The following is a 24,143-nucleotide window of genomic DNA, read 5'->3' as shown; positions in this document are numbered from 1 at the left end:
GCCCCACCCCGCCGATGCCGTCTGACCGGTATCGTGCGGCGCAAAATGACACCGGTTTCCTGTCTGGCTAGAATCGACCGTGAACCGTGCCGGGGCCGAACCATCGGCCCGCCCCCTGCTCTGGAGAAGCCATGTACTGCAAGACCCATTACGCCACCCATCCCGATGCCATCAAGGGCGCCAGCAACGATCAGCTGCGCGAGCTGTACCTGCTCGATGGCCTGTTCAACGCCGATGCGGTGACCCTGAAGTACACCCACTACGAGCGCTTCGTGCTAGGCGGCGCCGCGCCGGTCAACGGCCCGCTGGCCCTGCCCGCGCAGACCGAACCGGCCTCCGCCGCCGGCCATCCGTTCCTGGAGCGCCGCGAGCTGGGCATCATCAACGTCGGCAGCGGCACCGGTACGGTCACCGTCGATGGCACCGTGTACACGCTGGGGCCGAAGGATGGCCTGTACGTGGCGATGGGCAGCAAGGACGTCGTCTTCGCTTCGCAGGATGCCGCCAACCCGGCGCAGTTCTACCTGGCCTCGACCCCGGCCCATGCGCGCTTTGAAACCAAGCAGCTGTCGATCAAGGACGCGGTTGCACTCGATCGCGGCGCGCTGGAAACCAGCAACGAGCGCACCATCTACCAGTACATCGTGCCGGCCACCTGCCAGTCCTCGCAGCTGCTGCTGGGCCTGACCGTGCTCAAGCCGGGCAGCGTGTGGAACACCATGCCGCCGCACCTGCACGACCGCCGCAGCGAGGTCTACTTCTACTTCGACCTGGGCGACAGCGACCGCGTCTACCACTTCATGGGCGAGCCGGACGCACAGCGCCACATCGTCATCCAGAACAACGAAGCGGTGGTATCGCCGCCGTGGTCGATCCACATGGGTGCCGGTACCAGCAACTACGCCTTCATCTGGGCGATGGGTGGCGAGAACCTGGATTACACCGACATGCACGTGCTGGACATCTGCCAGCTCAAGTAAGCACTGACAGGCCGCCGCGCACGCTGTGCGGTGGCTGCTTGCCTGCATCACGCACGCCTCTACCAAGGAACGCATACGCAATGACCAATCCCTTCAGCCTGGAAGGAAAAGTCGCTCTGGTAACCGGTGGCAATACCGGCCTGGGCCAGGGTATCGCGGTGGCACTGGCTGCCGCCGGCGCCAATGTCGCGGTGGCCGGCATCGCCCCGCCCACTGAAACCATCGAGAAGATCACCGCGCTGGGCCGCCGCTGCCTGGCCATCGAAGCCAACCTGATCAGCATCGAGCCGGTCGAGCGCGTGGTGCGCGAAACCATCGAGGGCCTCGGCAGGCTGGACATCCTGGTCAACAACGCCGGCCTGATCCGTCGCGCCGATGCAGTGGACTTCAGCGAGCAGGACTGGGACGACGTGATGAACGTCAACATCAAGTCCGCCTTCTTCATCTCGCAGGCCGCCGGCCGCCATTTCATCGCCCAGGGCAGCGGCAAGATCATCAACATCGCCTCGATGCTGTCGTTCCAGGGCGGCGTCCGCGTGCCGTCGTACACCGCCAGCAAGAGCGGCATCGCCGGCATCACCCGCTTGCTGGCCAACGAGTGGGCTGGCAAGGGCGTGAACATCAACGCGATCGCGCCGGGCTACATGGCTACTGACAACACCGCCGCGCTGCGCGCCGATGCAGACCGCAACAAGGCGATTCTGGAGCGCATTCCGGCCGGTCGCTGGGGCAACCCGGAAGATCTGGCCGGTGCGGCGGTGTTCCTGGCCTCGTCGGCGTCGGACTACGTCAACGGCGCAGTGCTGCCGGTCGATGGTGGCTGGTTGGCGCGCTGACGCGCACGGATCTGTAGAGCCGAGCCCATGCTCGGCTGTCGCGCTCTGATCAAAAAACAGCCGAGCGTGGCTCGGCTCTACAGGGGGCTGGCGATGCGAAGGCTGTTGTTGCTGCTGTTGCTGTCGTGCAGCGCCGTGCATGCGGCGCCGGTGCGGCTGTTCATTGCCGGTGATTCCACCGCTGCCGAATACGGCCCCGATCGCGCGCCGCAGGCCGGCTGGGGACAGATGCTGCAGAGCTATCTGGACCCGGCGCGTTTCGAAGTGCACAACCACGCCAAGGGCGGGCGCAGCACGCGCAGCTTCATCGACGAAGGGCGCCTGGATGCGATTGCCGCCGAACTACGTCGTGGCGATGTGTTGCTGATCCAGTTCGGCCACAACGACGCGAAGTTTGAAGATCCCACGCGCTACACCGACCCGGACAGCGACTATCCACAGCTGCTGATGCGTTACGTGCAGGTGGCGCGTGACAAGGGCGCCACACCGGTGCTGGTCACGCCGGTGGCGCGGCTGCTGTACGACTTCGGTTCGCTGCTGGATACGCACGCACGCTACACGCTGGCGATGCAGCAGCTGGCCGCACGCGAACACGTCGCGCTGATCGACCTCAACGACCGCAGCACACGATGGATCCGCGCGCTGGGCGAGCAGGGCGCACGCCCGTACTTCCTGTTCGTGCCGGAGCAGAACAAGGCCGATGGCACGCACTTCAGCGCGGCCGGTGCCACTGCGGTGGCGTGCCTGGTGCTGCGCGAGGCGGTGCAGGTGTTACCGACGCTGCAACCGGCGCTGGTACGCGACATCGACTGCGATGTGATGGGTGCAGGGCAGGGCGGCGATCCTGCGCGACGCTCGCAGGTGGTGCACGAAGACACGCTGGCGCGCGCGCAAGCGGGCCCGCACGGCGGCGCCGGGCCGACCACGGCGTATCCGTTCTTCGCCGATGCGCAGGGCCTGCCATTCGTGCTGCGCAAGCGTGTGCTGCACAAGGGCGCGGGCATCGGCCTGCACCCGCAGCACAAGGACGAGATCTATTACATCGTGAGCGGGCGGGGCAGTTACGTGCTGGATGGGAAGCAGCATGATGTGCAAGCCGGCCATGCGCTGCTGACCCGCACGGGCAGCACGCATGCGCTGCAACAGGTGGGCGAAGAGGATCTGGTGGTGCTGCTGGCGTATCCGCGGTAGCTGAAAAGCAGCCGAGCGTGGGCTCGGCTCTACACGGGTCTGCGCTTATCTGTAGAGCCGAGCCCATGCTCGGCTTGGCTCTACAACGGTTCCGCGCCGAAATGCTTCAGGCCCAATCGCGCAAGGTCTTCCGGGCGGGCGTAGTAGTCGTCCTCGAACGCCTCCAGCGCCTGCTGCTCGTCTTCGCTCATCGCGCCGTACAGGTCGGTCAGTTCCTTGATCGCCGGGTCGTCTTCCAGACGATCCAGCAGCCCGCGCATGCCCGCCAGGATCGTGTGCGTCTGTGTTGCGCCCATCGCCTGCAATGCGCGCAGCGCCAGCTGGCAGGTGGGGTCGCCCCAGTTGCACAGGAACTGCATGAAGCCGCCGTTGTTGATGTCTGCTTCCATGCGCCACAGCGCGACCAGCTGCTGGTCTTCGTCAGACAGCGCATCGAGCGACCAGGCATGCGATTGCAGGCGGGCGAGGGCGGCTTCATAGCGGTCATCCCACACCTGGTTCGGAACATCGACCACGCCGCGCTCCTGCGCCGGCAGCAGCGCCGGCCAGTTCACGCCCAGTCCGTCGGCGGTGGTGACCCACTGCGCACGTTGTTCGGCATTGGCTTCGAACAGGGCTGGCGCCCAGCGCAGCGGCTGCCGGGTGTGGCGGCCATCGGCCAGGGTCAACAGGACGAAGTCGTCGTTGAAGGCAACGTCGGTAACCCGCAGGTCGGTAAACACATCGGTCATGGCCTGCAGGATACCGGAGGCCTGAACCAGGCCCCTTAAACTTCAAAAGCTGCAGACGCTTTTGAAGTTCAGCCGGACCTCTGCTGCCTACTCACACATCCCCACCATCAGCCCAGCCTTCGCCCGTACCGGCCTGGAACACGCGGTCCTCAGCCTGCACATCGCCCGCCGGCAGGTGCGCCTGGTCGGCCAGTGCGGCGTAGATCGGGGTGAAGTCCGGCGATGTCGCCTGCATCAGCTGTTCGAAGCTGTCGATGACGAAGTAGGTCTTCTGGAAAGTGTCGATGCGGTAGCGCGTGCGCATGATCCGCTGCAGGTCGAAACCGATGCGGTTCGGTGCGCCCGACTCCAGCGAGTACAGCGATTCGCCCTTCGACGAGACGATGCCGGCACCGTAGATGCGCATGCCGTCGGGCGTGTCGATCAGGCCGAACTCCACCGTGTACCAGTACAGGCGGGTCAGGTTCTGCAGCGCCTCGGGGCCGATCGCGTGCGCTTTGACGCCACCACGGCCGTACGCCTCCATGTAGTTGGCGAACACCGGGTTCATCAGCAGCGGCACGTGACCGAACAGGTCGTGGAACAGATCCGGTTCGGCGATGTAGTCGATCTGGTCGGGACGGCGGATCCACCAGGTGACCGGGAAACGGCGGTTGGCCAGGTGATCGAAGAAATCCAGCTCTGGCAGCAGGCCTTCCACGCCCACCAGGGTCCAGCCCGTGGCCGCACCGAGCACCTCGTTGAGCTGGTCGAAGCGCGGGATCATGTGCGCGCTCATGCCCATTTCGTCCTGCGCATCCAGGAACTCCTGGCAGGCGCGGCCGACCAGCAGTTCGCGCTGGCGCTGGTACAGCGTGCTCCAGGTGGCGTGGTCGTCGGCGGTATAGGTGTCCCACGGCTGCTCGACGAGCGCGGTGGTGTACACCGGCACGTAGCCCTTGTCGGTCTGCTGGTGTTCGACGCGGCGGGGCTGGGCGAGGTCCATGGAAGACTCCTTGACGGGATACCCACGATGCTAGGGCAGGGGGCGCGCAACAGGGTTGCAAAAGTTGCGCGATTCAGTGCCCTTGGCGCAATATCATTGCGTACTCACCATGTTGCGGGGCAGCAATGGCTGGAGAAGTCCACTTCGATCGCACGGATATACGCCTGCTGGACGAAATCCAGCGCGATGGACGCGTCACCAACGCCGAGCTGGCGGCCCGAGTGAACCTGTCGCCCTCGGCCTGCCTGCGGCGCATGCAGCGGCTGGAAAGCGAGGGTGTGATCACCGGCTATGGCGCACGGCTGGAGCCGCGCCAGCTGGGGCTGGGACTGCAGGCCTTCGTGCGCGTGCAGCTGGAAAAGCATGACCAGGCCGCGATCGCGCATTTCGTCGACAGCGTGAAAGGCTGGGACGAGGTGGTGGCCTGCCACGCCCTGACCGGCGACATGGACTACCTGCTGCACGTCTATGTGCGCGATCTGGAGCACTTCTCGCGCTTCCTGCTGGACAGGCTGCTCAACGCCGGCGGTGTGGCCGATGCCAATTCCAGCTTCGTGCTGCGCACGGTGAAGGGTTTCCAGGCATTGCCGTTGTCGCAGCTTGAATGAGCGGGGCGCCGTGATGTTTGACGGCGCGCGCGCGCTGGCCGAGCATCGTGCCCCGCAGCGGCCGTCAACATGCAGGCAGCGCAGTGATTCCTTCTGGCTCCGGCATGTCTGATACCCCATCCTCGACGTCTTCCCTGGTGTTCCTTCCGCTGCGCGAGCAGAGCCTGCTGCGGCACCTGACCGACGGCACGCCGCCGGACACCCCGCTGGAGCAGGCCGGCCTGCTGGTGGCCATGCTGTGTCGCCGGCAGAAGCAACAGGCCGCCCAGCTGCAGCGCGTGCTGCACGATGCCTGTGCGTTGTTCGCTGCGGATGATGGCCATGCTGCGCAGGCGCAGCTGGCGGCCAGCGCTGGACAGGATGCGCGGGCGCTGGAAGCGTGGCTGGGCGTGCTGGCCGCGCAGGACGTGCTGTTGGCACCGGACGAAGTGATGGAGACAGTGCTGGCAGCGTCGCCGCACGCGTATCCCGGCGCGGACTTCCAGGCGGCCTGCAGGATCACCCTGGAAGAGCACACCATCCATTTCCCGGCGACATCGCTCGCCGAAGGCGATGACGAAGACGCCGGCGATGACGGACAGACAGCGCACGCGACCCAGCACAACGGCCTGTTCACCTCCGAACAGGCACGCGTGCTGCGTGCGATCGCGGCCAATCCCGATGAGCTGATCGACCTGCAGGCCTACGCCGGCACCGGCAAGGGCCATCTGGTGCTGGCGCTGCTGCAGGCACGCCCGGGCCGCTACACCTACGTGGCGCCTACGCGTGGCCAGGTGGAGGCATTCCGCGCGCGGCTGCCGGCTGACGCCGGCACGCGCCTGCTGACCCAGATCGAGTTCGCCAACACGATCGCCCGCCACGCCGCCGCCAACGGCCTGACCGGCGGCTTCGTACCCACCTACCGGCAGAGCACGCTGACCCTGCGCGAAGCGGCTGCCCGCCTCGGTCTGCCAGCCATCGGCGCGCGCCGGCCGGACCAGGTGCTGATGATCGCCCTGGACGCCATCAACCGCTGGTGCGCATCGTCAGCGCCGAACCTGCAGGCCTGGCATTTCCAGCGTTCGCTGGCCGCAGCGCAGCTGGAAGCCACGCCGTTCATTGCGGCCACGGAGTTCGTCTGGCGCTGCATGTTCGATGCGGTCGTTCAGAAGGGCGGCTGCCTGCGGCTGGATGCCGGGCATATCGGCAAATGGCTGGCGCTGCGTGGCGTGCCGCTGCCGGTGTCGCTGGGAATGGTGCTGGTCGATGAGGCGCACGATCTCAGCCCGGCATGGAAACAGCTGCTGGCTACCCACGCGCCCGGCGTGGTCAGCCTGGGCGATCCGCATCAGCGGTTGAGCGGACGTGTACAGCGCTGGTCATCGGCGAAAACGCTGGAGATGCACCAGTCGGTGCGCCAGGGACGCCAGGTCGATGCGCTGGTCAACCAGTCGCTGGTGCTGGACGACCTCGGCGAGCCGGCACCGTTCATGGGGGCCAGCGACCGCGCCACCGGCCTGCGCCGCTATGACGACTGGTCGGTGGTACCCAGCACCGGCGCCCGCGTGTACGGCAGCCTGTGGCGGATGCTGTTGGAAGCCAACCAGCTGGTTGCCCGCGGCGCGCGCGTGCATCTGCACCCGGCATCGCGGCAGGCGCTGTTGAAAGAGGTGGAGGGTCCGATCGACGCATGGCGCAGCGCCGCCGGTGGCGGCCCGGGGCAACGCTGGGAAAGCTTCGTGCAGGTCTGCGCCAAGCGTGGACAGGCGGATATCCCCGCGCTGTTTGCCGGTGGCTTCGATGCTGCAGCGTTGCAGCGCCTGCTCGGGCAGCTGGTCGATGCGGGCGAGGCCAGCATCGTGCTGTGCCTGGCCCAGCATGCCAAGAACCTGCAGTTCGCCACGGTGTCCATGGCGCCGTGCTGCTTCGACAGCGGCCATGATGCGCGCGCGCTGCACAGCCCGGTGCGCGCAGCCTACGTGGCGATCACCCGTGCCCAGCAGCAGCTGTGGCTGCCGGGCGACGCGATGGAACAGTTGCAGCTGAGCGCACAGCGGCACGACCGGGCGGTCGATGAGCGGCGCCGGCAGCGACGCCTGGCCAGTGGCTACCCACCGCCGCGGCGCTGAGCGCCACGGTCGATCAATCCGCGTGCTTCAGCACTTTTCCTTGCGGCCCATCAGCTTGCCCAGGCGCGAAGGCTCGTCGCACTTCGGCGCAGCCACCGGTGCCGGCGCCAATGCGGCGGCGCGGGCCTTCTGCAGCTGCTGGATCTTGGCGCGGATCTGCGGCATCGCCGCCATCGCGGCCTTCTCGCCCTCCAGGATGGCAGTGCCACGCTGGCTGAAATCGGCAGCGCCGATGTCCAGCACCTTCGGCCGGATCACGATGTCCGCGCGTGCCAGTTCCTGCTCGCCCAGGCGCTGGCCCATGATCGAGATCGACTGGTTGACGATGCCGAGCATGCCGGTCGGCGCCTTGCCGCTGGCCTTGCTGGAGATGTCCACGGCGATCACGAATTCGGCGCCGAGCTGGCGCGCGGCATCCACCGGCACCGGGCTGACCACGCCGCCGTCGATGTAGTTGCGGCCACCGATCTTCACCGGCTCGAACACGCCCGGGATGCTGCTGGACGCGCGCACCGCCTGACCGACGTTGCCGCGCACGAAGATCGAACGCTCGCCGGTTTCCAGCTGGGTGGCGACGGCAGCGAACGGCTTCTTCAGGCGCTCGGCCGGGCGGTTGGCCACCTGTTCGTTGACGTAGTCCTGCAGCTTCTGGCCCTGCACCAGGCCACCGGAGAACAGGCGTACGTCGCGGATGCTGGCTTCATCCAGCGCCACCGCCTTGCTCTGCATCTGGAAGGCGTCCATGCCGCTGGCATACAGGGCGCCGACCACGCTGCCGGCACTGGTGCCGGACACCACCACCGGTTCGAAGCCGTTGGCCTCGAGCATCTTGATCACGCCGATATGCGCAAAACCCTTGGCCGCGCCGCCGCCGAGCGCGATGCCGATCTTCACCGGCTTGGCCTGCGGCACCAGGGTGGGCTGCGCGGGCGGGGTGGGGCGGACCTCTTCACCACCGCAGCCGGCCAGCAGGCCGAGCAGGGCGACGGACAGCAGCACACGGGGGCGGAACAGGCTCATCGGCAGTGCGCTCGCGGCGCCGGATTCAGGAAAGGGCGCCAGCATACCGAAGGCGTGGCGGAGCGGGCAGGGTGGGGCGACTCCCCATTCATGAAATGCTGGCGGTAGATGCCGACCTTGGCCGGCGCTTGCACAATCCAGTGCCGACCAAGGTCGGCACCTACCGATATCCCGCGGTCAGAACCGGCGCGGTGTCCAGCCTCCGGCCCGCTCAGCCCAGCAGCGAACTCTCGCCGCGGCTCTTGCCGCCGCCCTGCGGCGCGGCCATCCACATGCGCCCGGCCAGGCGCGAGAACGGCAGCGACTGCAGCCAGACCTTGCCCGGCCCGGTCAGGGTGGCCAGGAACACGCCTTCGCCACCGAACAGCACGCTTCGGATGCCTTTGACCCGGCGCACGTCCATGTCCACGGTCGGGTGATAGGCGACGATGCAGCCGGTATCGACATCCAGGCGTTCGCCGGCGGCCAGCTCACGCTCGACCACGCAGCCGCCGGCATGGATGAACACCCAGCCGTCGCCTTCCAGCTTCTGCATGATGAAACCTTCGCCGCCGAACAGGCCGGTCATGATCTTGCGCTGGAACTGCACGCCGATCTGCACGCCGCGCGCACCCGCCAGGAAGCTGTCCTTCTGGCAGATCAGGCGACCGCCGTGCTGGTCCAGCTTCATCGCCAGCACCGTGCCGGGATAGGGCGCGGCGAAGGCGACCTTGCCGCGGCCCTGGCCGGTCTGCGTGTAGACGGTGGCAAACAGGCTCTCACCGGTCAGCACGCGCTTGCCGGCGGCCATCACCTTGTCCATGAAACCGCTGCCCTGGCCACCGCGTGCGCCGCCGCCGAAGACGGTATCCATCTGCACCGAAGCGTCCTTGAACATCAACGCGCCGGCCTCGGCCACCGCACCTTCGCCAGGGTCCAGTTCGATTTCCACGAACTGCATTTCATGGCCGACGATGCGGAAATCGATGCGGTCGGCACGGCCGCCGGTTGATGCTGTTGCGGCTGCGGGCATCGGCGGCGGAACTGCCGTGACGGCGCCGGCCTGATGCAGGTCGACGATTTCGGACACCGGTGTCCACCCTGTCATGCCCTGGCACCAGGCCAACGCGCGTGGATTGGCCTGTGCGAAGCGGCGCGCGGCCTCCTCGTCGAACGGACCGACACGGTCGGCCTGGCCGGGAGCATGGAAGTACCACTGGGTCATCGCAGCAGGTCCGTTGCGGGGGAAAACCCCGAGTCTAGCGGCAGCTTCCGGCGGCGCGGGAGGCGGCCATGAACGATCGGCATTTGCGGGGGAGGTGCTGTATTGCAACAATTATCTGGTAGCGCCGTTTTACCACCCCTCCAAACACAGCCTACCGCCATGTCTCCGACCCGTACTTCCCGTGGCCGCTCTCCGGTCGCGCGCCCGCTCGTTGTCGCTCTTTCCGTCCTGCTGCCGCTGGTAGCAGCCGCCCAGGAAACCCCCGCCGCCAAGGATCCGGTCGCCCTCGATGCGCTGCAGGTGACTGCACAGCGTCGCGTCGAGAACGCCAAGGACGTACCGGTTGCGATCAGCGCGATCCAGGGCGAAAAGCTCGACGTGCTCGGTTCGGCGGGCGATGACATCCGCTTCCTTGCTGCGCGCGTGCCGAGCCTCAACATCGAGTCTTCCTACGGCCGTGCCTTCCCGCGCTTCTACATCCGCGGCCTGGGCAACACCGATTTCGACCTCAACGCTTCGCAGCCGGTCTCGCTGGTGTACGACGATGTGGTGCAGGAAAGCCCGCTGCTGAAGGGCTTCCCGCTGTTCGACCTGGCCGGTGTGGAAGTGCTGCGCGGTCCGCAGGGCACCCTGTTCGGGCGCAACACCCCGGCCGGCGTGGTCAAGTTCGATTCGGCGCGTCCGTCGCAGGATGCCGATGGCTACGTGCGCGTGGGCTATGGCACCTACAACAGCTGGAATGTGCAGGGCGCCTACGGCGGCCCGCTGACCGACCGCTGGTCCGCACGCGTGTCGGCCATCTACCAGCGGCGCGACGACTGGGTCGACAACACCCGTGCCGGTGCGCCCAACAGCGGCTTCGAAGGCTATGACGAAGCCGCCGGCCGCGTGCAGTTCCTGTACGAAGGCGATGATTTCGAAGCGCTGTTCAACCTGCACAAGCGCAAGCTCAACGGCACCGCCCGCCTGTTCCGCGCCAACATCATCGAGAAGGGCGGCAATTCGCTGGTCGAGAATTTCGACCGCGACAAGGTCGCCAATGACGGCGTCAACTTCTCCGACCTGGAAACCTGGGGCGGCAGCGCGCGCCTGCAGTGGAACCTCGGTTCGGTGACCCTGCATTCGATCACCGGCTATGAGACCGCCGAATCGCTCAACCGTGGCGACATCGACGGTGGCTACGGCGCAGCGTTCCTCGGCGCGGGCAACTCCGGCCCGGGCCTGATTCCGTTCTCGTCCGAGTCGGCCGACGGCCTGCCGCACCACCGCCAGTGGACCCAGGAATTCCGCGTGGAATCCAACGAATGGGGCCGCTTCGACTGGCAGGCCGGCGTCTTCTACTTCGATGAAGACGTCACCATCAACAACTTCAACTATGACTCGCTGACGCCGGGCAATCCGCAGACCGGCCACGTGGTGCAGCAGCAGCGCAACAAGGCGTGGGCGGTGTTCGCGTCGGGCGACTTCGATGTCACCGACCGCTTCAAGCTGCGGGCCGGTGTGCGCTACACGCAGGACAAGAAGGACTTCAGCGCCAGCGTGCTGCAGGCCGTGCCGTTCGGTACCCCGGTCAGTGGCCCGTACCTGGCCAACACCGACGTCAACGACGTCAGCTGGGATGTCAGCGGCGTGTACAAGCTGACCGACAACGTCAATGCCTATGCACGCGTGGCCAAGGGCTTCCGTGCACCGTCGATCCAGGGTCGCCTGGCGTTCGCGCCGGGTCTGTCGCAGGCCGATTCGGAGAAAGTGATTTCGTACGAAGCCGGCATCAAGGCCGACCTGTTCGAGCGTCGCGCGCGCCTGGGCTTCAGCGTGTTCCGCTACGACGTGGACGGCCAGCAGCTGATCGCCGTCGGCGGCACCAACAACACCGCCACCCTGCTCAACGCCGACAAGACCATCGGCCAGGGCGTCGAGCTGGACCTGGAGGCCTATCTGGCCGACAACGTCCTGCTGACCTTCGGCAGCAGCTACAACGACACCGAGATCAAGGACAAGAACCTGGCGGTGGCGGTCTGCGGTGGCGGCTGCACCATCACCGACCCGACCACGATCATCAATGGCGGCACCTACGCCCTGGTCAACGGCAATCCGCTGCCGCAGGCGCCGAAGTGGATCCACAACGCAACCCTGCGCGTGGGCTTCCCGCTCAGCGATGGCAGCGAGCTGTATGCCTACACCGACTGGGCCTACCGCAGCGCGGTCAATTTCTTCATCTACGAGTCGCCGGAGTTCCGTGGCCGCAGCTCGCTGGAAGGTGGCCTGCGCCTGGGCTACAACTGGGATTACGGCCAGTACGACGTGGCCGTGTTCGGCCGCAACCTGACCAACCAGACCCGCGTGGTCGGCGCGATCGACTTCAACAACCTGACCGGCTTCCTCAACGAGCCGCGTACCTGGGGCGTGGAGTTCACCGCGAAGTTCTGATGCGGTTGCTGCGGTAATGCAATGAAGAAGGGCCGGCGCAACGCCGGCCCTTCTGTTTTTTGCTTCCTGTAGAGCCGAGCCTGCGCTCGGCTGCTCTGAGCCGAGCATGGCTCGGCTCTACAGAGGCATGGCTTACAGCGCGCTCTGCGGGCGCACCTTCAGCACCGCGTTTTCGGTGGCGCAGTCACGGCTGGAATGCAGGCCGGCCTTGCGCGCGGCAGCGATTTCCCTGCGTGCGGCCAGCAGATCCTTGTTGAACGCGGCGTTGTCATGCAGGCGGGCAACGGCGGTTGCGCCCATGAAGCGGCCTTCGAGGATGTCACTCTGCCAGTGCACGTTGCACACCAGGCGGCTCTCGCCGTAGTTGCGGCCACGTGCCTGGATGGCATCGGCGCGGTCCGGTGCGATCTCCGACAGGATCAATGCCCATGCCCAGCCGATCGAGGTGTGGCCGGACGGGTAGGAACCGTTGCTGCGCAGACCCTCCTCATCCTTCGGCGAGCAGGTCGGCTCGCCGTTGACCATGAACGGACGCGGGCGCTGGTACTTGTTCTTGGCGGCCTTGGTGGCAGCACTGGCGTCGATGCGGCTGCGCTCCAGCAGGCGGTACAGGGCCGGGGTCTTCACTGCATCGACGTCGATGTCGGCGGCGCAGGAAAAGTGGTTGGCGCCTTCCGGGAAGCCCAATTCGGCATCGACACTTGCCTGGGCGAAACGCGGGCTGCCGCGCAGCGCACGTGCCTCGCGGCTGACCTGCTCATCCAGCGCGAAGGCGGCCGAGCCGGCGGCCGGTGGCGCAGGCACCAGATCGATGCTGGCCGGCACTGCGGTCTTGTCCAGGTAGCCCACGGCCTTGGTGGTGATGTTGGCTTCGACCGCGGTCGGCTTGCTGGCGGTGGCGGCACAGCCGGCCAGCGACAGCGCGATGGCCAGGCCGAGCAACGGACGGGCAGGGGGGAGGATCGACGACATGGGCAGACTCGGGCTGGGAACTCGCTGGCCATGATCGCAGCCTCGATTGCCGGCCGCAGCGTCCATCAGTCATACGGCCAGACCCGGCATGGTCAGACGCTGGGCGATGAAAACAGTCATCAATTGTCGGCAATCTCCTGAATCCGGGCGCAGCGCACGGACTTTCACGCGCTGCCGCCATGAGCATCAGGTCACAGCCGGGCCGGGGGGATCCGCTGAAAGGGAGAGAAGCGATGCGCAGCACCGCAACAGGAAGTACCGTTCTGGCCCTCGTCCTGGGGTTGGCCGCCGCCCCGGCGCAGGCCGCCGACGTCTACGGCGTGGCCTTCGTGCATGGCACCGGCGCGCAGACCAATGCCACGCAGGACTACTGGCAGCCGGCGATCATCGACACCGTCCGCCAGGGCCTGCCGAACAGCAGCAATTACGTGGTCATCAACTGCGACTTCACCCAGTACATGTGGAAGCCGGAAGCGGCCGGTTGCCTGGCCAACCAGCTCACCGGCTTCATCGACAGCCGTGGCATCACCCAGCTGGTGGTGATCACCCACTCCAACGGCGGCAACGTGATGCGCTGGATCCTGTCCAACCCCACCTACGACAGCCGCTACCCGAAGATCATCAACCGGGTGCGCAAGGTCACTGCGCTGGCGCCCTCGTCGGCAGGTACGCCGCTGGCCGACGCCGTGCTCAACGGCAATACCTTCGAGACCTCGCTGGGTTGGCTGCTGGGCTACAAGAGCGATGCCGTGCGCATGCAGCAGGTGGGACACATGGCCACCTACAACGCGCAGAACCTGTACGGCACCGCCGGCCGCCCGGCCCTGCCCAAGCCGTTCCGCGCCGTGGTCGGCAGCGATGTCGAATCGGCGGTGTGGGACAGCAACAGCTACTGCGGTGGCTATGCCGCCAACGTCGGCCTGGAGTTCACCCAGAACTGGCTGTCGTCGTGCTCGGACGGTTTCCTGGAATGCAGCAGCCAGAAGGCGGCCGGCACCCTGTGGTTCACCGACAAGGCGCGCACCCAGGGCGCCGAGCCGCTCAGCCACAACCAGAGCCGCCGCGAGTGCTTCGGCCTCGGCGGCATCCTGCGCAACGACCTGACCCAGTGAGGGAGATGACCATGACGATCCATTCCACCTTGCTGGCTACCGCCGTGTTTGCGGTCCTTTCCACCGCATCGGCGCAGGCCGCGCAGCCGCTGCGCGTCGCCGCTGGCGACCAGATTCCCGCTGGCCTGGTTGCCGCGCCGCTGCCGGCCGACGAAAGCGAGCACGCGCCGCTGGCCTTCGCCTGGGCGCTGGACCCGGCGCAGCCACTGCAGGCCCCCGGCCCCCAGGCCGCGATCAGCCGCAGCTACTGGCAGCAGGTCGACGGTGCCGAGCTGCAGCGCGGCCTGGAACTGCCGCTGAGCGCACCCGATGCGGTGATCCAGCTCAGCCCGGCGCCGGGCGCCCGCGCGCTGCCGGCCAGCGCGCTGCAGGTGCGTGATCCGGCGGGGCGCAGCAGCGTTGCGCGCAGTGTCGATGCACGCCAGCTGCAGGATGCGGGCATGCCGGTCAGCGATGGCAGCAGCATGCTGCGCACCGGTACCACCAGCGCAGCTGGCGCTTACCGGCTGCAGAGCGCGCAGGCGCAGGGCCGCTACGTGGTGCAGGTGCTGGAGCCCAACAGCCCGCTGCGGTTGGAAGTGCAGGCCAGCCAGGCGCAGGTGCTGGCCGGTGGCAACGTGCAGCTGCAGGCGCGTCTGCTGGAAGACGGGGCCAGCGCGGCGACGTTGCGCACACGGCGCGGCAGCCTTGGCGGTGAAGCGCTGCTGGTTGCACCCGATGGCCGCAGCTGGCCGCAGCGGCTGCTGCGCACCACCGATGGCAGCCTGCGGGCACAGGTGAGGATTCCGGCCGAGGCCAGCAACGCACAGGGCCTGTGGGAGCTGCAGGTGTTTGCCCAGGCCGACGGCGTGCTGCGCGATGGCAAGGTTGCCTTCGCGGTGGCCAGGCCGACCGCCCGCTTCGTCGGCCAGGCCATGCCCGATCCGGGCAGCCGCCAGGTCAGCCTGCCGCTGCAGGTGGCCGCCGCTGGCCGCTACGAGGCGCGCGGCACGCTGTATGCCACCGCAGCCAACGGCCAGCTGCAGCCTGTGGCGCAGGCCCATGCGGCAGCGTGGTTCGATGGCCCGGGCCGCGGCGCGCTGGTGCTGCCCTTCGACCAGGCCGCGTTGCCTGCCGGCTTCGGTGCGCCCTATGAACTGCGCGACCTGCAGCTGCAGGACCAGAGCCGGATGGCACCGATCGAGTCGCGCGCGCTGGCGTTGCGGTTCTGAAGCAAGGCGTGGCGGGCCGGATGTCCGGCCCGCTGCACCGTCTTCTGTAGAGCCGAGCCTATGCTCGGCTGCCGTTCCCGCGGCCAAGAGCAGCCGAGCATAGGCTCGGCTCTACAGTGGCATGTCGATCACCCCGCGTAGGCGGTCAGCCGTCCTTCCTGTTCCACCACCGTGATCGCACCGCCGAACACGGCCGACAGCGGTTCGTCGCGCAGCAGCTCGGCGCGCGCGCCATCGGCCAGCACGCGGCCGTCGCGCAGCAGCACCACCCGCTCGATCTCGGGAATCACTTCCTCGATGTGGTGGGTGACCAGCACCAGGGTGATGCCCTGCTGGGCGAGCACGCGCATGGTGGCGATCAACTGCTGGCGGGCCACCAGGTCCAGCCCGGTGGAGGGTTCATCCAGCAGCAGCGCCTGCGGCCGGTTGACCAGCGCACGGGCGATCAGCACGCGGCGGGTCTCGCCGGCCGACAGTTCGGCGTAGGCACGCTCACGCAGGCCCGATGCGCCGGTCATCGCCAGGGTCTCGCCCACCCGCACGCGCATGTCGGCGGTGACCTCGCGGAACGCCGGCACCATGTAACTGGCGAAGAACCCCGACAGCACTGCCTGCTCCACCGTCAGCCCCGGCATGTCGGCCAGGTTGCTGCTGAGGTCGCCGGTGACGATGCCCAGCTGCGAGCGCAGCCGGTCGACCTGCCAGCGGTTCTGCCCCAGCACCTTCACCGCCACCGTGCCGTCGGCCTGCGCCAGCGGGTACAGCTCGCGGGTGATCAGCTTGATGAAGGTGGACTTGCCACAGCCATTGGGGCCGAGCAGGGCGGTGTGCTGGCCCTGCGCGATGCGCAGGCTCAGCCCGTGCAGGACCTTCACCTGGCCGCGCATCACGCTGGCGCGGTCCAGTTCGATCAAGGGCGGCAGGTCCCCGGCGGATGGGGCAGGGTCTACGGCGCGGATGCGCGGATCAAGGCTCGACAACACGGGTCCCCAACTGTGAACGAAGCCACGGAATGGCGCTGCCAATCCAGCGGTGCAAGGTGCAGTTTGCAACGCAAGCGCCCATGATGTCTTCCATACCTGTGTCGCTCTGGAGAGCCGCCATGCCTGATGCCCTGATGTCCCTGCTGACCGGTGGCGTGCTGGGCCTGGGCTGGTGGCAGCTGGCCCTGGTGCTGCTGGTCTTCACCCAGCTCACGATCTTCTCGGTCACCCTCTACCTGCACCGCAGCCAGGCGCACAGGGGCGTGGACTTCCACCCGGTGGTCGCGCACTTCTTCCGCTTCTGGACCTGGCTGACCACCTCGATGATCACCAAGGAATGGGTGGCGATCCATCGCAAGCACCACGCCAAGGTGGAAACCGAGGACGACCCGCACAGCCCGGTCACCCGTGGCATCGGCCAGGTGTTCTGGCGCGGCGTGGAGCTCTACCGCGAAGCACGCGGCATGCGCGCGGACATCGAACAGTACGGTCGCGGCACGCCGGACGACGCCATCGAGCGCCGCCTGTACACCCCCTATGCCACCTTCGGCCCGGTGCTGCTGTTTGCGATCAACACGGTGCTGTTCGGCCTGCCGGGCATCGCCCTGTGGGCGATCCAGATGGCGTGGATTCCGTTCTGGGCCGCCGGCGTGGTCAATGGCCTGGGCCACTGGTGGGGCTACCGCAACTACGAGTCGGCCGACACCTCCACCAACCTGACGCCGTGGGCGTTCTGGATTGGTGGCGAGGAACTGCACAACAACCACCATGCGTTCCCCAGCTCGGCGCGCTTTGCGATGCGGCGCTGGGAGTTCGACATCGGCTGGAGCGCGATCCGCCTGCTGCAGGCCCTGCGCCTGGCCAAGGTATTGCGGGTGGCGCCGGCCATGGACGTGCGCCCGAACATCGCCGTGCCCGACGCCGACACCCTGAAAGCCCTGTTGTCGCATCGCTTCCAGGCGATGACCGACTACCAGCGCAACGTGTTCATGCCGGCATTGCGCGAGGAAGCACGACACGCCGGTGCCAAGCTGCGGCGGTTGCTGCCGCGCAGGCTGCGTCGTGGCCTGGTCAACGACGGCCGCTGGTTGAAGCCGGACAGCCGCGCGCAGCTCAGCGAATGGGTCGCCCAGCGCCCGCGCATCCGTACCCTGGTGGAATATCGCGCGCGCCTGGCAACGCTGCTGGAAGCGCGTGGTCACGATGCCGCCGAGCGCCTGCGTCAACTGCAGGCCTGGTGCCGCGAGGCCGAGGAAAGCGGCATTGCCGCGCTGCAGGCCTATGCCGCGCGACTGAAGGGTTACACCCTGGTGGGCGGATGAAGGCTGCGCTGACGGTGTTGTTGCTGGTCGCAGTGTGGGCGCCTGCCGTGCAGGCCCAGGTCAGCGATACCGCCAGCTACCTGCAGCGCATGGACAGCGACGGAGATGGCAAGGTCAGTGAAGCCGAGTACCTGCAGTGGATGCTGTACGCCTTCGATCGCATGGACCGCAATGGCGATGGCGTGCTGAGCGCCGATGAACTGCCCGGCGGCAAGGGCAGGGCCATTACCCGCGAACAGCAGCGGCAGACGATCGTGCAGCGCTTCCACAAGCAGGACGCCAACGGTGATGGGTTCCTGGATGCGCGGGAACTGGCTGCACCACCACGCTGAGCGGGCATAGAATCGTCCCATGCCCGAACTGCCCGAAGTAGAAACCACCCGCCGCGGCTTGGCGCCGCACCTGCAGGGCCGCCGCGTGCATGGGGTGATCCTGCGCCGTGCCGACCTGCGCTGGCCGATCCCGCCGGAAGTGGCCGAGCTGCTGCCCGGCCAGCGCATCGAAGACGTGCGCCGCCGCGCCAAGTACCTGCTGCTGGATACCGCCATCGGCAGTGCCGTACTGCACCTGGGCATGTCCGGCAGCCTGCGCGTGCTGCCCGGCGACACCCCGCTGCGCGCCCACGACCATGTGGACATCAGTCTGGACAACGGCCGCCTGCTGCGCTTCAACGACCCGCGCCGCTTCGGCAGCCTGCTCTGGCAGCCGGCCGGCGAGATCCATCCGTTGCTGCAGGGGCTGGGCCCGGAACCGCTGGATGAAGCCTTCGACGGTGACTACCTGTTCGCGCGCAGCGGGGGCCGCAGCGCGCCGGTGAAGACCTTCCTGATGGACCAGGCGGTGGTGGTCGGCGTGGGCAACATCTACGCGGCCGAAAGCCTGTTCAAGGCCGGCATCAGCCCGCTGCGCGAAGCTGGCAAGGTCACCCGCGAGCGCTACCGGCGGCTGGCCACGGCAGTGAAGGAAACGCTGGACTACGCGATCACCCGTGGTGGCACCACCCTGCGTGATTTCATCAGCCCCGACGGCGCGCCGGGCTACTTCGAGCAGGAGCTGCTGGTGTACGGCCGCGATGGCCTGCCGTGCCCCAGCTGCGGCCGCCCGCTCAAGCACGCGATGATCGGCCAGCGGGCCAGCGTGTGGTGCAGCCGCTGCCAGCGCTGAACGTCTTCATGCGCTGCACACGCGCAGCGCTATAGTCCAGCCAACATCCGCTGCGGGGGCGTTGGCGATGGATGAAGGACCGGATATCACCGTCTGGCTGGATGCTGCGCGCGGTGGCGATCGCGCCGCGCTCGACCGCGTGCTGACCACCCTGTACCAGGAGCTGCACAGCATGGCCCGGCGGCAGCTGGCCGGGCAGCAGGGGCGGACCCTGGATGCCACCTCGCTGGTCCACGAGTCCTACCTGAAGCTGCTGGGCAGCCGCGGTGCGGCGCGCTTCGAGGACCGTGCGCACTTCTTCGCCTATGCAGCCTCGGCGATGCGCAGCGTGGTCGTCGATTACGCGCGCAACCGCTTGGCGCGCAAGCGCGGTGGCGACCTCAAGCGGGTGGCCGAGATTCCCGAGAACAGCAGCAGCGGCGTGCGCCTGGACGAGGACCTGCTGGCCCTCGATGTTGCGTTGGAACGCCTGCAGGCCGTCGATGCGCACCTGGCCAAGGTGGTGGAGCTGCGCTACTTCGCGGGCCTGTCCGAGCTGGAGATCGCCGAGCTGAGCCAGCGCTCCGAACGCAGCATCCGCCGCGACTGGCAGAAAGCGCGGCTGTTCCTGCTGGCCGCGATGCGCAGCGACTGAGTCGCCGCGACCCACATCATGGATACCGCCCGCTGGCAGCAATTGTCGTCCTGGCTGGACCAGCTGCTGGAGCTGGCACCCGCCGCCCGCCAGCTGCGCCTGCAGCGCTTGAGCGCGCAGGACCCGACGCTGGGACGCGAGCTGGAACACCTGCTGCAGCAGGAGGCCGACAGCCACGAGTTCATGGCACAGCCGCTGTGGACCACCACACCGCCGGGCCGGGCCGGCAGCGAGGTCGGTCCCTACAGGTTGCTGCACCCGCTCGGCGAAGGTGGCATGGGCGAGGTATGGTTGGCCGAGCGCTGTGATGGCCTGTACCAGCGCCAGGTTGCACTGAAGCTGCTGCGCAGCGGCGTCGCCGATCCCGGCCTGCGCCAGCGCTTCGGCCGCGAGCGGCAGATCCTGGCCCGCCTGCAGCACCCGCATCTGGCGCAACTGCTGGACGCCGGGGTGGATCAGCACGGGCAGCCTTATCTGGCGCTGGACTACGTGGAAGGCGAGCCGATCAGCGACTACTGCCGGCGCCTGCAACCGCCGCTGGAAACGCGTCTGCAGCTGATGCTGCAGGTCTGCGCGGTGGTCAGCCATGCGCATGCCAACCTGGTGGTGCACCGGGATCTGAAGCCTTCCAATATCCTGGTACGCGCCGATGGCACGGTGAAACTGCTCGACTTCGGTATCGCCAAGCTGCTCGACCACGACGATCCCAACGCAGCCCATCCGGCCACCGAAATCCGCGCGTTCACCCTGCACTACGCCGCGCCGGAGCAGGTGCGTGGCGAGGCGGTGACGACCTTGACCGACGTCTATTCGCTTGGCGTGGTGCTGTTCGAGGTGGTCACCGGGCACAAGCCCTATCGCCTGCGACGGCACAGCGACGCGGAATGGGAGCGCTCGATCCTGGATGTGCAGGCACCGCGCGCGTCGGCGCTGCTGCAACGGCTGGCCGCCGAGCCGGGAGCGCCGAAACGGGCCCTGCAGCGGCAGGCGAGGCGAATGCGTGGCGATCTGGACGTGTTGTTGGAAAAAGCCCTGCAGAAGGATCCGCAGCAGCGCTACAGCTCGGCCGAAGCGCTGGCCGGCGACCTGCGCCGCTACCTGCAGGGGCAGCCGATCCAGGCGCGACCGCCGGGCGTGGGTTATCGGGTGCGCAAGTACATTGGCCGCCATCGCTGGGGCGTGGCCTTGGCGACGCTGTCGGTGTTGGCGCTGCTGCTGACCACGTCCATCGCTCTGTGGCAGGCGCGCCAGGCGCGGGTGGAAATGGCACGTGCGCAGGCCATGCAGGATTTCACCGTCGGCCTGTTCGACAAGGCGGCCAGCCAGCGCCACGGCCATTTCGACGTGCCGCAGCTGCTGGCCACCGGCCAGCAACGGGGAGAAGCCGAACTGGCTGACCAGCCGCTGGCGCTGGCCGAGCTGCAAGGGGTGATCGGCCGCCTGCGCATCGGCCTGGGCGACTACCAGTTGGCGCTGCAGACCCTGGACCAGCAGCGCCGGCTGCTGCAGGAGGTGGGCGAGGTGCCGCCGGCGCTGCAGATCGAGGCAGTGACCCAGCGCGGGCGCGCGTTGCGCATGCTCGGCCGCGGGCGCGAGTGCCTGGCGCACCTGCAGCCGCTGCAACCGCTGGCGGCCAGCGAGGCGGCGGCCCTGCCGGCGGCCGTAGCCGAATTCCACAGCCAGCTCGGACGGTGCCAGGCCCAGCTGGGTGACACCGATGCGGCGCGCCGGTCGTTCCAGCAGGCGCTGGCGCTGCGCCACCAAGGGCTCGTCGAGCGCTTCGGGCGTGCTGAATCACTGGCCGACCTCGCTGCGCTGGACGCCACCGCCGGACGCCTGCCGGCCGCGCTGGCCGGCTACCGGCAGGCGCTGGCCCTGCTCGGCCAGCGCGCCGATGCCAGCAGCCCGCAGGTGATCAGCCTGCATCGGCAACTGGGCGATGTGCTGGCCCGCCAGGGCGACACGAAGGCGGCAGCGGCCGAGCTGGAGCAGGCCTGGCAGGCCGCGCAGGATGCATGGGGCCCTCGCCACCCGGAGGCGCTGGTGGTACGCCGCGCACGCGCGCTGCTGGCCCTGCAGCGTGGCCAGCACGCATCGGCCGGCCAGGAACTGCGGCAGGTGCAGGCACAGCTGCTCGGCGCGCTGGGCCCGGATCATCGTGAGATCGGCTACGGCGAGTTCGCCCTGGGGAAATGGGCCAGCGCCAGCGACGACCCCTCGGCAGCGGCGGCGCACTATGCCCGTGCGGTGGCGATCTGGCGCCAGCCCGATCACATCGCATTGCTGCCGCAGGCGCTGCTGGCACAGGGGCAGGCCCTGCAGGAGGCCGGCCAGACCGCGCAGGCCCGCAGCGTGCTGGCCGAGGCACGACAGCTGCTGCTGGCCCAGCGCGGGCCACAGGCGCCGGCCCTGCAGGAGCTCGACGCACGCATCGCGGCATTGGCGCAGGCTGAACAGCGCATCGATTCCACCGCTGCCCGTTAACGTTTGTCTGCCTATGATGGCCGACCTTCCCTTTGCTCCCGCGCCTGCATGCAACGACGCGACTTCATCCGCAATGCCTCCCTGGCCCTGGCCGCCTTCGGCCTGCCGTCACTGCCGGCCTGTGCGGCCAGCAAGAGTGGCCAGCTCGGGCTGCGCCGGCTTGGCCAGCCGCAGCCGTTCGATTTCGCCACTCTGAAGGGTCAGGCGCGCGCGCTGGCACAGGCGCCGTACCAGAGCCACAAGCGGGTACTGCCGGGCAAGCTGGAAGCGCTGGACTGGGATCAGTACCAGTCGATCGGCTACCGCCAGGACCATGCTTTGTGGGCCGACCAGCCGGGAAAATTCCAGGCCAAGTTCTTCCATCTGGGCCTGTACTTCCATTCGCCCGTGCGCATGTACGACGTGGTCGACGGCAAGGCGCAGGAACTGGCCTATGACGGCGCCGCGTTCAACTACGGCAAGAGCGGGTTGAAGAACGGTGAGCTGCCGGCCGACCTCGGCTTTGCCGGGTTCCGGTTGAACACGCGCAAGGACACCGACCGCGATTTCGCCGCGTTCCTGGGGGCCAGCTACTTCCGCGCAGTGGGCAAGGAAGGCCAGTACGGCCAGTCCGCGCGTGGCCTGGCCATCGACACCGGCATGGGCAAGCCCGAGGAATTCCCGGACTTCATCGCCTATTACCTGGAACAGCCTGCGGCCGACTCGGACACGATCATCGTCTACGCGCTGCTGGATTCGCCCAGCGTGGCCGGTGCCTACCGTTTCGCCGTCACCAACGGCGATGTGCTGCTGATGGACATCGACAGCGCGCTGTACCCGCGCAAGACCATCGAGCGGCTGGGCATCGCGCCCTGCACCAGCATGTACCAGGTGGGCGAGAACGACCGCCGCATGGGCTGGGACTGGCGGCCGGAGATCCACGATACCGACGGCCTGTCGCTGTGGACCGGCGCTGGCGAATGGATCTGGCGGCCGCTGCTGAACCCGCGCAACCTGCGCTTCAACATGTTCGTCGACCGCAATCCGCGTGGCTTCGGCCTGCTGCAGCGTGACCGCAACTTCGATCACTACCAGGACGACGGCGTGTTCTACGAGAAGCGCCCGTGCCTGTGGGTGGAGCCGAAGGGTGACTGGGGCGAGGGCTCGGTGCAGCTGGTGGAGATTCCCACCGTCGATGAAACCTTCGACAACATCGTGGCCTTCTGGAACCCGAAGGAAAAGCCGCAGCCGGGCCAGGAACTGCTGGTCGGCTACCGGCTGTACTGGGGCGCACAGCCGCCGGCGCATACGCCGCTGGCCCACTGCGTGGCCAGCCGCACCGGCCTGGGTGGGGTGATCGGCAAGAAGCGGGAGTATTTCTCGTGGCGTTTCGCGGTGGACTTCGAAGGCGGCGAACTGGCCAGCCTGATCGACAAGGCCGACGTCGAAGCGGTTGTCGAAACCAGCCGTGGCCGGGTGGAGATCGTCTCGGCGCGGCCGTTGCGCGAGATCAAGGGCTACCGTGCGATGTTCGACCTGGTGCCGCCGGAGGGCAGCACCGAGCAGATCGACATCCGCCTGTACCTGCGCAGTGGCGGCAAGACCCTCACCGAAACCTGGCTGTACCAGTACACCCCGCCACCGGCCGGTGCGCCGGAGCGCACGCTGTACTGACGGGTCTATCGGCAGGGCTGCGCCCTGCACCCGCTGTAGTGCCGGCCGCTGGCCGGCAACCTCAGAAGCAACAGCAACAGCAACAGCAACAGCTGGCATTCGGTGGGATGGCGGGGTGGGTCCGGTTGCGGGGGACGCCGTGAACCCATCCCTGGGGGCTTGGCCGCGGCTTGCACGTGTGCGCTGTCCTGCGCACACGGCAAGACCGGGGTTGGGCATCCTGCCCAACCCGCCCGAGGCATGCCTCGGGCCCATGCCGCGGACACCCCCGCAACCGGACCCACCCCGCCTTCGACAGATTTCCGCGATCTGTCGGGATGGCATGGCCTGCTCTTGGTGGGTGTCGACCACGCTGCTGTTGGTGGGTGTCGACCTTGGTCGACACGTAGATCCACGCCATGCGTGGATGCTCTTCGATCCCAATTCGAAATATTCGAAATATTCGATTTCGATGGAGATTCATCCACGCATGGCGTGGATCTACCAGACACCGGGAAACTGTCAGAGGTGGGGCG

General features: G+C 67.7%; 20 protein-coding genes. 14 read left to right on the top strand and 6 right to left on the bottom strand.

Features of this window, described 5'->3' with window-relative positions:
• Positions 1–131 precede the first annotated feature (131 nt).
• The 3 genes from kduI to H3005_RS12335 all read left to right on the top strand — a co-directional run bounded on the left by kduI (position 132) and on the right by H3005_RS12335 (position 3,007).
• Positions 132–980 carry a 5-dehydro-4-deoxy-D-glucuronate isomerase gene (gene kduI / locus H3005_RS12345; protein ID WP_089241851.1) on the top strand — a complete coding sequence of 283 codons (849 nt, stop codon included), beginning with the start codon at positions 132–134 and terminating at the stop codon, positions 978–980.
• A gap of 80 nt (positions 981–1,060) precedes the next feature.
• Positions 1,061–1,816, top strand: a complete 756-nt coding sequence (gene kduD, locus H3005_RS12340) for a 2-dehydro-3-deoxy-D-gluconate 5-dehydrogenase KduD (protein WP_100554298.1) — start codon at positions 1,061–1,063, stop codon at positions 1,814–1,816.
• Positions 1,817–1,909: 93 nt separating this feature from the next.
• On the top strand, positions 1,910–3,007 hold the full coding sequence (locus H3005_RS12335) for a GDSL-type esterase/lipase family protein (protein WP_100554299.1): 1,098 nt from the start codon (positions 1,910–1,912) through the stop codon (positions 3,005–3,007).
• Between the two features lie 80 nt (positions 3,008–3,087).
• On the opposite strand, the gene H3005_RS12330 is transcribed toward H3005_RS12335, so the two are convergent.
• Both H3005_RS12330 and phhA read right to left on the bottom strand, forming a co-directional pair.
• Positions 3,088–3,738: a DUF4375 domain-containing protein gene (locus H3005_RS12330; RefSeq protein WP_100554300.1), complete on the bottom strand. Its 651-nt coding sequence runs from the start codon at positions 3,736–3,738 to the stop codon at positions 3,088–3,090.
• A 91-nt stretch (positions 3,739–3,829) separates the two neighbouring features.
• The gene (gene phhA / locus H3005_RS12325) at positions 3,830–4,723 is read right to left on the bottom strand and encodes a phenylalanine 4-monooxygenase (RefSeq protein ID WP_100554301.1); all 894 of its coding nucleotides are present in this window, start codon (positions 4,721–4,723) and stop codon (positions 3,830–3,832) included.
• A 125-nt stretch (positions 4,724–4,848) separates the two neighbouring features.
• Between phhA and H3005_RS12320 the strand changes: the two genes are divergently transcribed.
• A complete protein-coding gene (locus H3005_RS12320) occupies positions 4,849–5,331 on the top strand; it encodes an Lrp/AsnC family transcriptional regulator (RefSeq protein WP_089241843.1) in 483 nt (160 codons plus the stop codon).
• Between the two features lie 104 nt (positions 5,332–5,435).
• Positions 5,436–7,439 (top strand): hypothetical protein, encoded by a 2,004-nt coding sequence (locus H3005_RS12315; RefSeq protein WP_191078307.1) that lies wholly within the window; start codon positions 5,436–5,438, stop codon positions 7,437–7,439.
• Between the two features lie 27 nt (positions 7,440–7,466).
• Here H3005_RS12315 and H3005_RS12310 read toward each other — a convergent pair whose 3' ends face one another.
• Both H3005_RS12310 and H3005_RS12305 read right to left on the bottom strand, forming a co-directional pair.
• Positions 7,467–8,459: a patatin-like phospholipase family protein gene (locus H3005_RS12310; protein ID WP_100554303.1), complete on the bottom strand. Its 993-nt coding sequence runs from the start codon at positions 8,457–8,459 to the stop codon at positions 7,467–7,469.
• 211 nt (positions 8,460–8,670) lie between these two features.
• Positions 8,671–9,663, bottom strand: coding sequence for a TIGR00266 family protein (locus H3005_RS12305; protein ID WP_191078306.1), 993 nt, complete (start codon positions 9,661–9,663; stop codon positions 8,671–8,673).
• A 159-nt stretch (positions 9,664–9,822) separates the two neighbouring features.
• Here H3005_RS12305 and H3005_RS12300 point away from each other — a divergent pair, with 159 nt between their 5' ends.
• Positions 9,823–12,093, top strand: a complete 2,271-nt coding sequence (locus tag H3005_RS12300; RefSeq protein ID WP_191078305.1) for a TonB-dependent receptor — start codon at positions 9,823–9,825, stop codon at positions 12,091–12,093.
• A 132-nt stretch (positions 12,094–12,225) separates the two neighbouring features.
• On the opposite strand, the gene H3005_RS12295 is transcribed toward H3005_RS12300, so the two are convergent.
• Complete coding sequence (locus tag H3005_RS12295) at positions 12,226–13,065, bottom strand: phosphatase PAP2 family protein (RefSeq protein WP_100554306.1); 840 nt, start codon at positions 13,063–13,065, stop codon at positions 12,226–12,228.
• A gap of 233 nt (positions 13,066–13,298) precedes the next feature.
• On the opposite strand from H3005_RS12295, the gene H3005_RS12290 reads away from it, so the two are divergent.
• Both H3005_RS12290 and H3005_RS12285 read left to right on the top strand, forming a co-directional pair.
• Positions 13,299–14,177 carry a hypothetical protein gene (locus tag H3005_RS12290; protein WP_100554307.1) on the top strand — a complete coding sequence of 293 codons (879 nt, stop codon included), beginning with the start codon at positions 13,299–13,301 and terminating at the stop codon, positions 14,175–14,177.
• An 11-nt stretch (positions 14,178–14,188) separates the two neighbouring features.
• Entirely contained in the window at positions 14,189–15,388 is a 1,200-nt protein-coding gene (locus H3005_RS12285; protein WP_191078304.1) for a DUF4785 domain-containing protein, read from the top strand.
• A 128-nt stretch (positions 15,389–15,516) separates the two neighbouring features.
• On the opposite strand, the gene H3005_RS12280 is transcribed toward H3005_RS12285, so the two are convergent.
• On the bottom strand, positions 15,517–16,275 hold the full coding sequence (locus tag H3005_RS12280; RefSeq protein WP_223880226.1) for an ATP-binding cassette domain-containing protein: 759 nt from the start codon (positions 16,273–16,275) through the stop codon (positions 15,517–15,519).
• A 215-nt stretch (positions 16,276–16,490) separates the two neighbouring features.
• On the opposite strand from H3005_RS12280, the gene H3005_RS12275 reads away from it, so the two are divergent.
• The 6 genes from H3005_RS12275 (at position 16,491) to H3005_RS12250 (ending at position 23,628) form a co-directional block, all read left to right on the top strand.
• Positions 16,491–17,693, top strand: a complete 1,203-nt coding sequence (locus tag H3005_RS12275) for a fatty acid desaturase (protein ID WP_191078303.1) — start codon at positions 16,491–16,493, stop codon at positions 17,691–17,693.
• Positions 17,690–18,025, top strand: a complete 336-nt coding sequence (locus tag H3005_RS12270) for an EF-hand domain-containing protein (RefSeq protein ID WP_191078302.1) — start codon at positions 17,690–17,692, stop codon at positions 18,023–18,025. The genes H3005_RS12275 and H3005_RS12270 overlap by 4 nt, the downstream gene beginning before the upstream one ends.
• A gap of 19 nt (positions 18,026–18,044) precedes the next feature.
• Complete coding sequence (gene mutM / locus H3005_RS12265; RefSeq protein ID WP_191078301.1) at positions 18,045–18,857, top strand: bifunctional DNA-formamidopyrimidine glycosylase/DNA-(apurinic or apyrimidinic site) lyase; 813 nt, start codon at positions 18,045–18,047, stop codon at positions 18,855–18,857.
• A gap of 67 nt (positions 18,858–18,924) precedes the next feature.
• The gene (locus H3005_RS12260) at positions 18,925–19,491 is read left to right on the top strand and encodes an ECF-type sigma factor (protein ID WP_025875449.1); all 567 of its coding nucleotides are present in this window, start codon (positions 18,925–18,927) and stop codon (positions 19,489–19,491) included.
• 18 nt (positions 19,492–19,509) lie between these two features.
• A complete protein-coding gene (locus tag H3005_RS12255) occupies positions 19,510–21,975 on the top strand; it encodes a serine/threonine-protein kinase (protein WP_191078300.1) in 2,466 nt (821 codons plus the stop codon).
• A gap of 48 nt (positions 21,976–22,023) precedes the next feature.
• Positions 22,024–23,628 carry a glucan biosynthesis protein D gene (locus H3005_RS12250; protein WP_100461745.1) on the top strand — a complete coding sequence of 535 codons (1,605 nt, stop codon included), beginning with the start codon at positions 22,024–22,026 and terminating at the stop codon, positions 23,626–23,628.
• The last annotated feature ends 515 nt before the right edge of the window (positions 23,629–24,143 follow it).

Source organism: Stenotrophomonas sp. Br8 (genome assembly GCF_014763005.1).
Lineage (GTDB): Bacteria > Pseudomonadota > Gammaproteobacteria > Xanthomonadales > Xanthomonadaceae > Stenotrophomonas > Stenotrophomonas lactitubi.
Note: the sequence above shows the minus strand (reverse complement) of the source record. Positions and strands in the feature narration are given on the sequence as shown.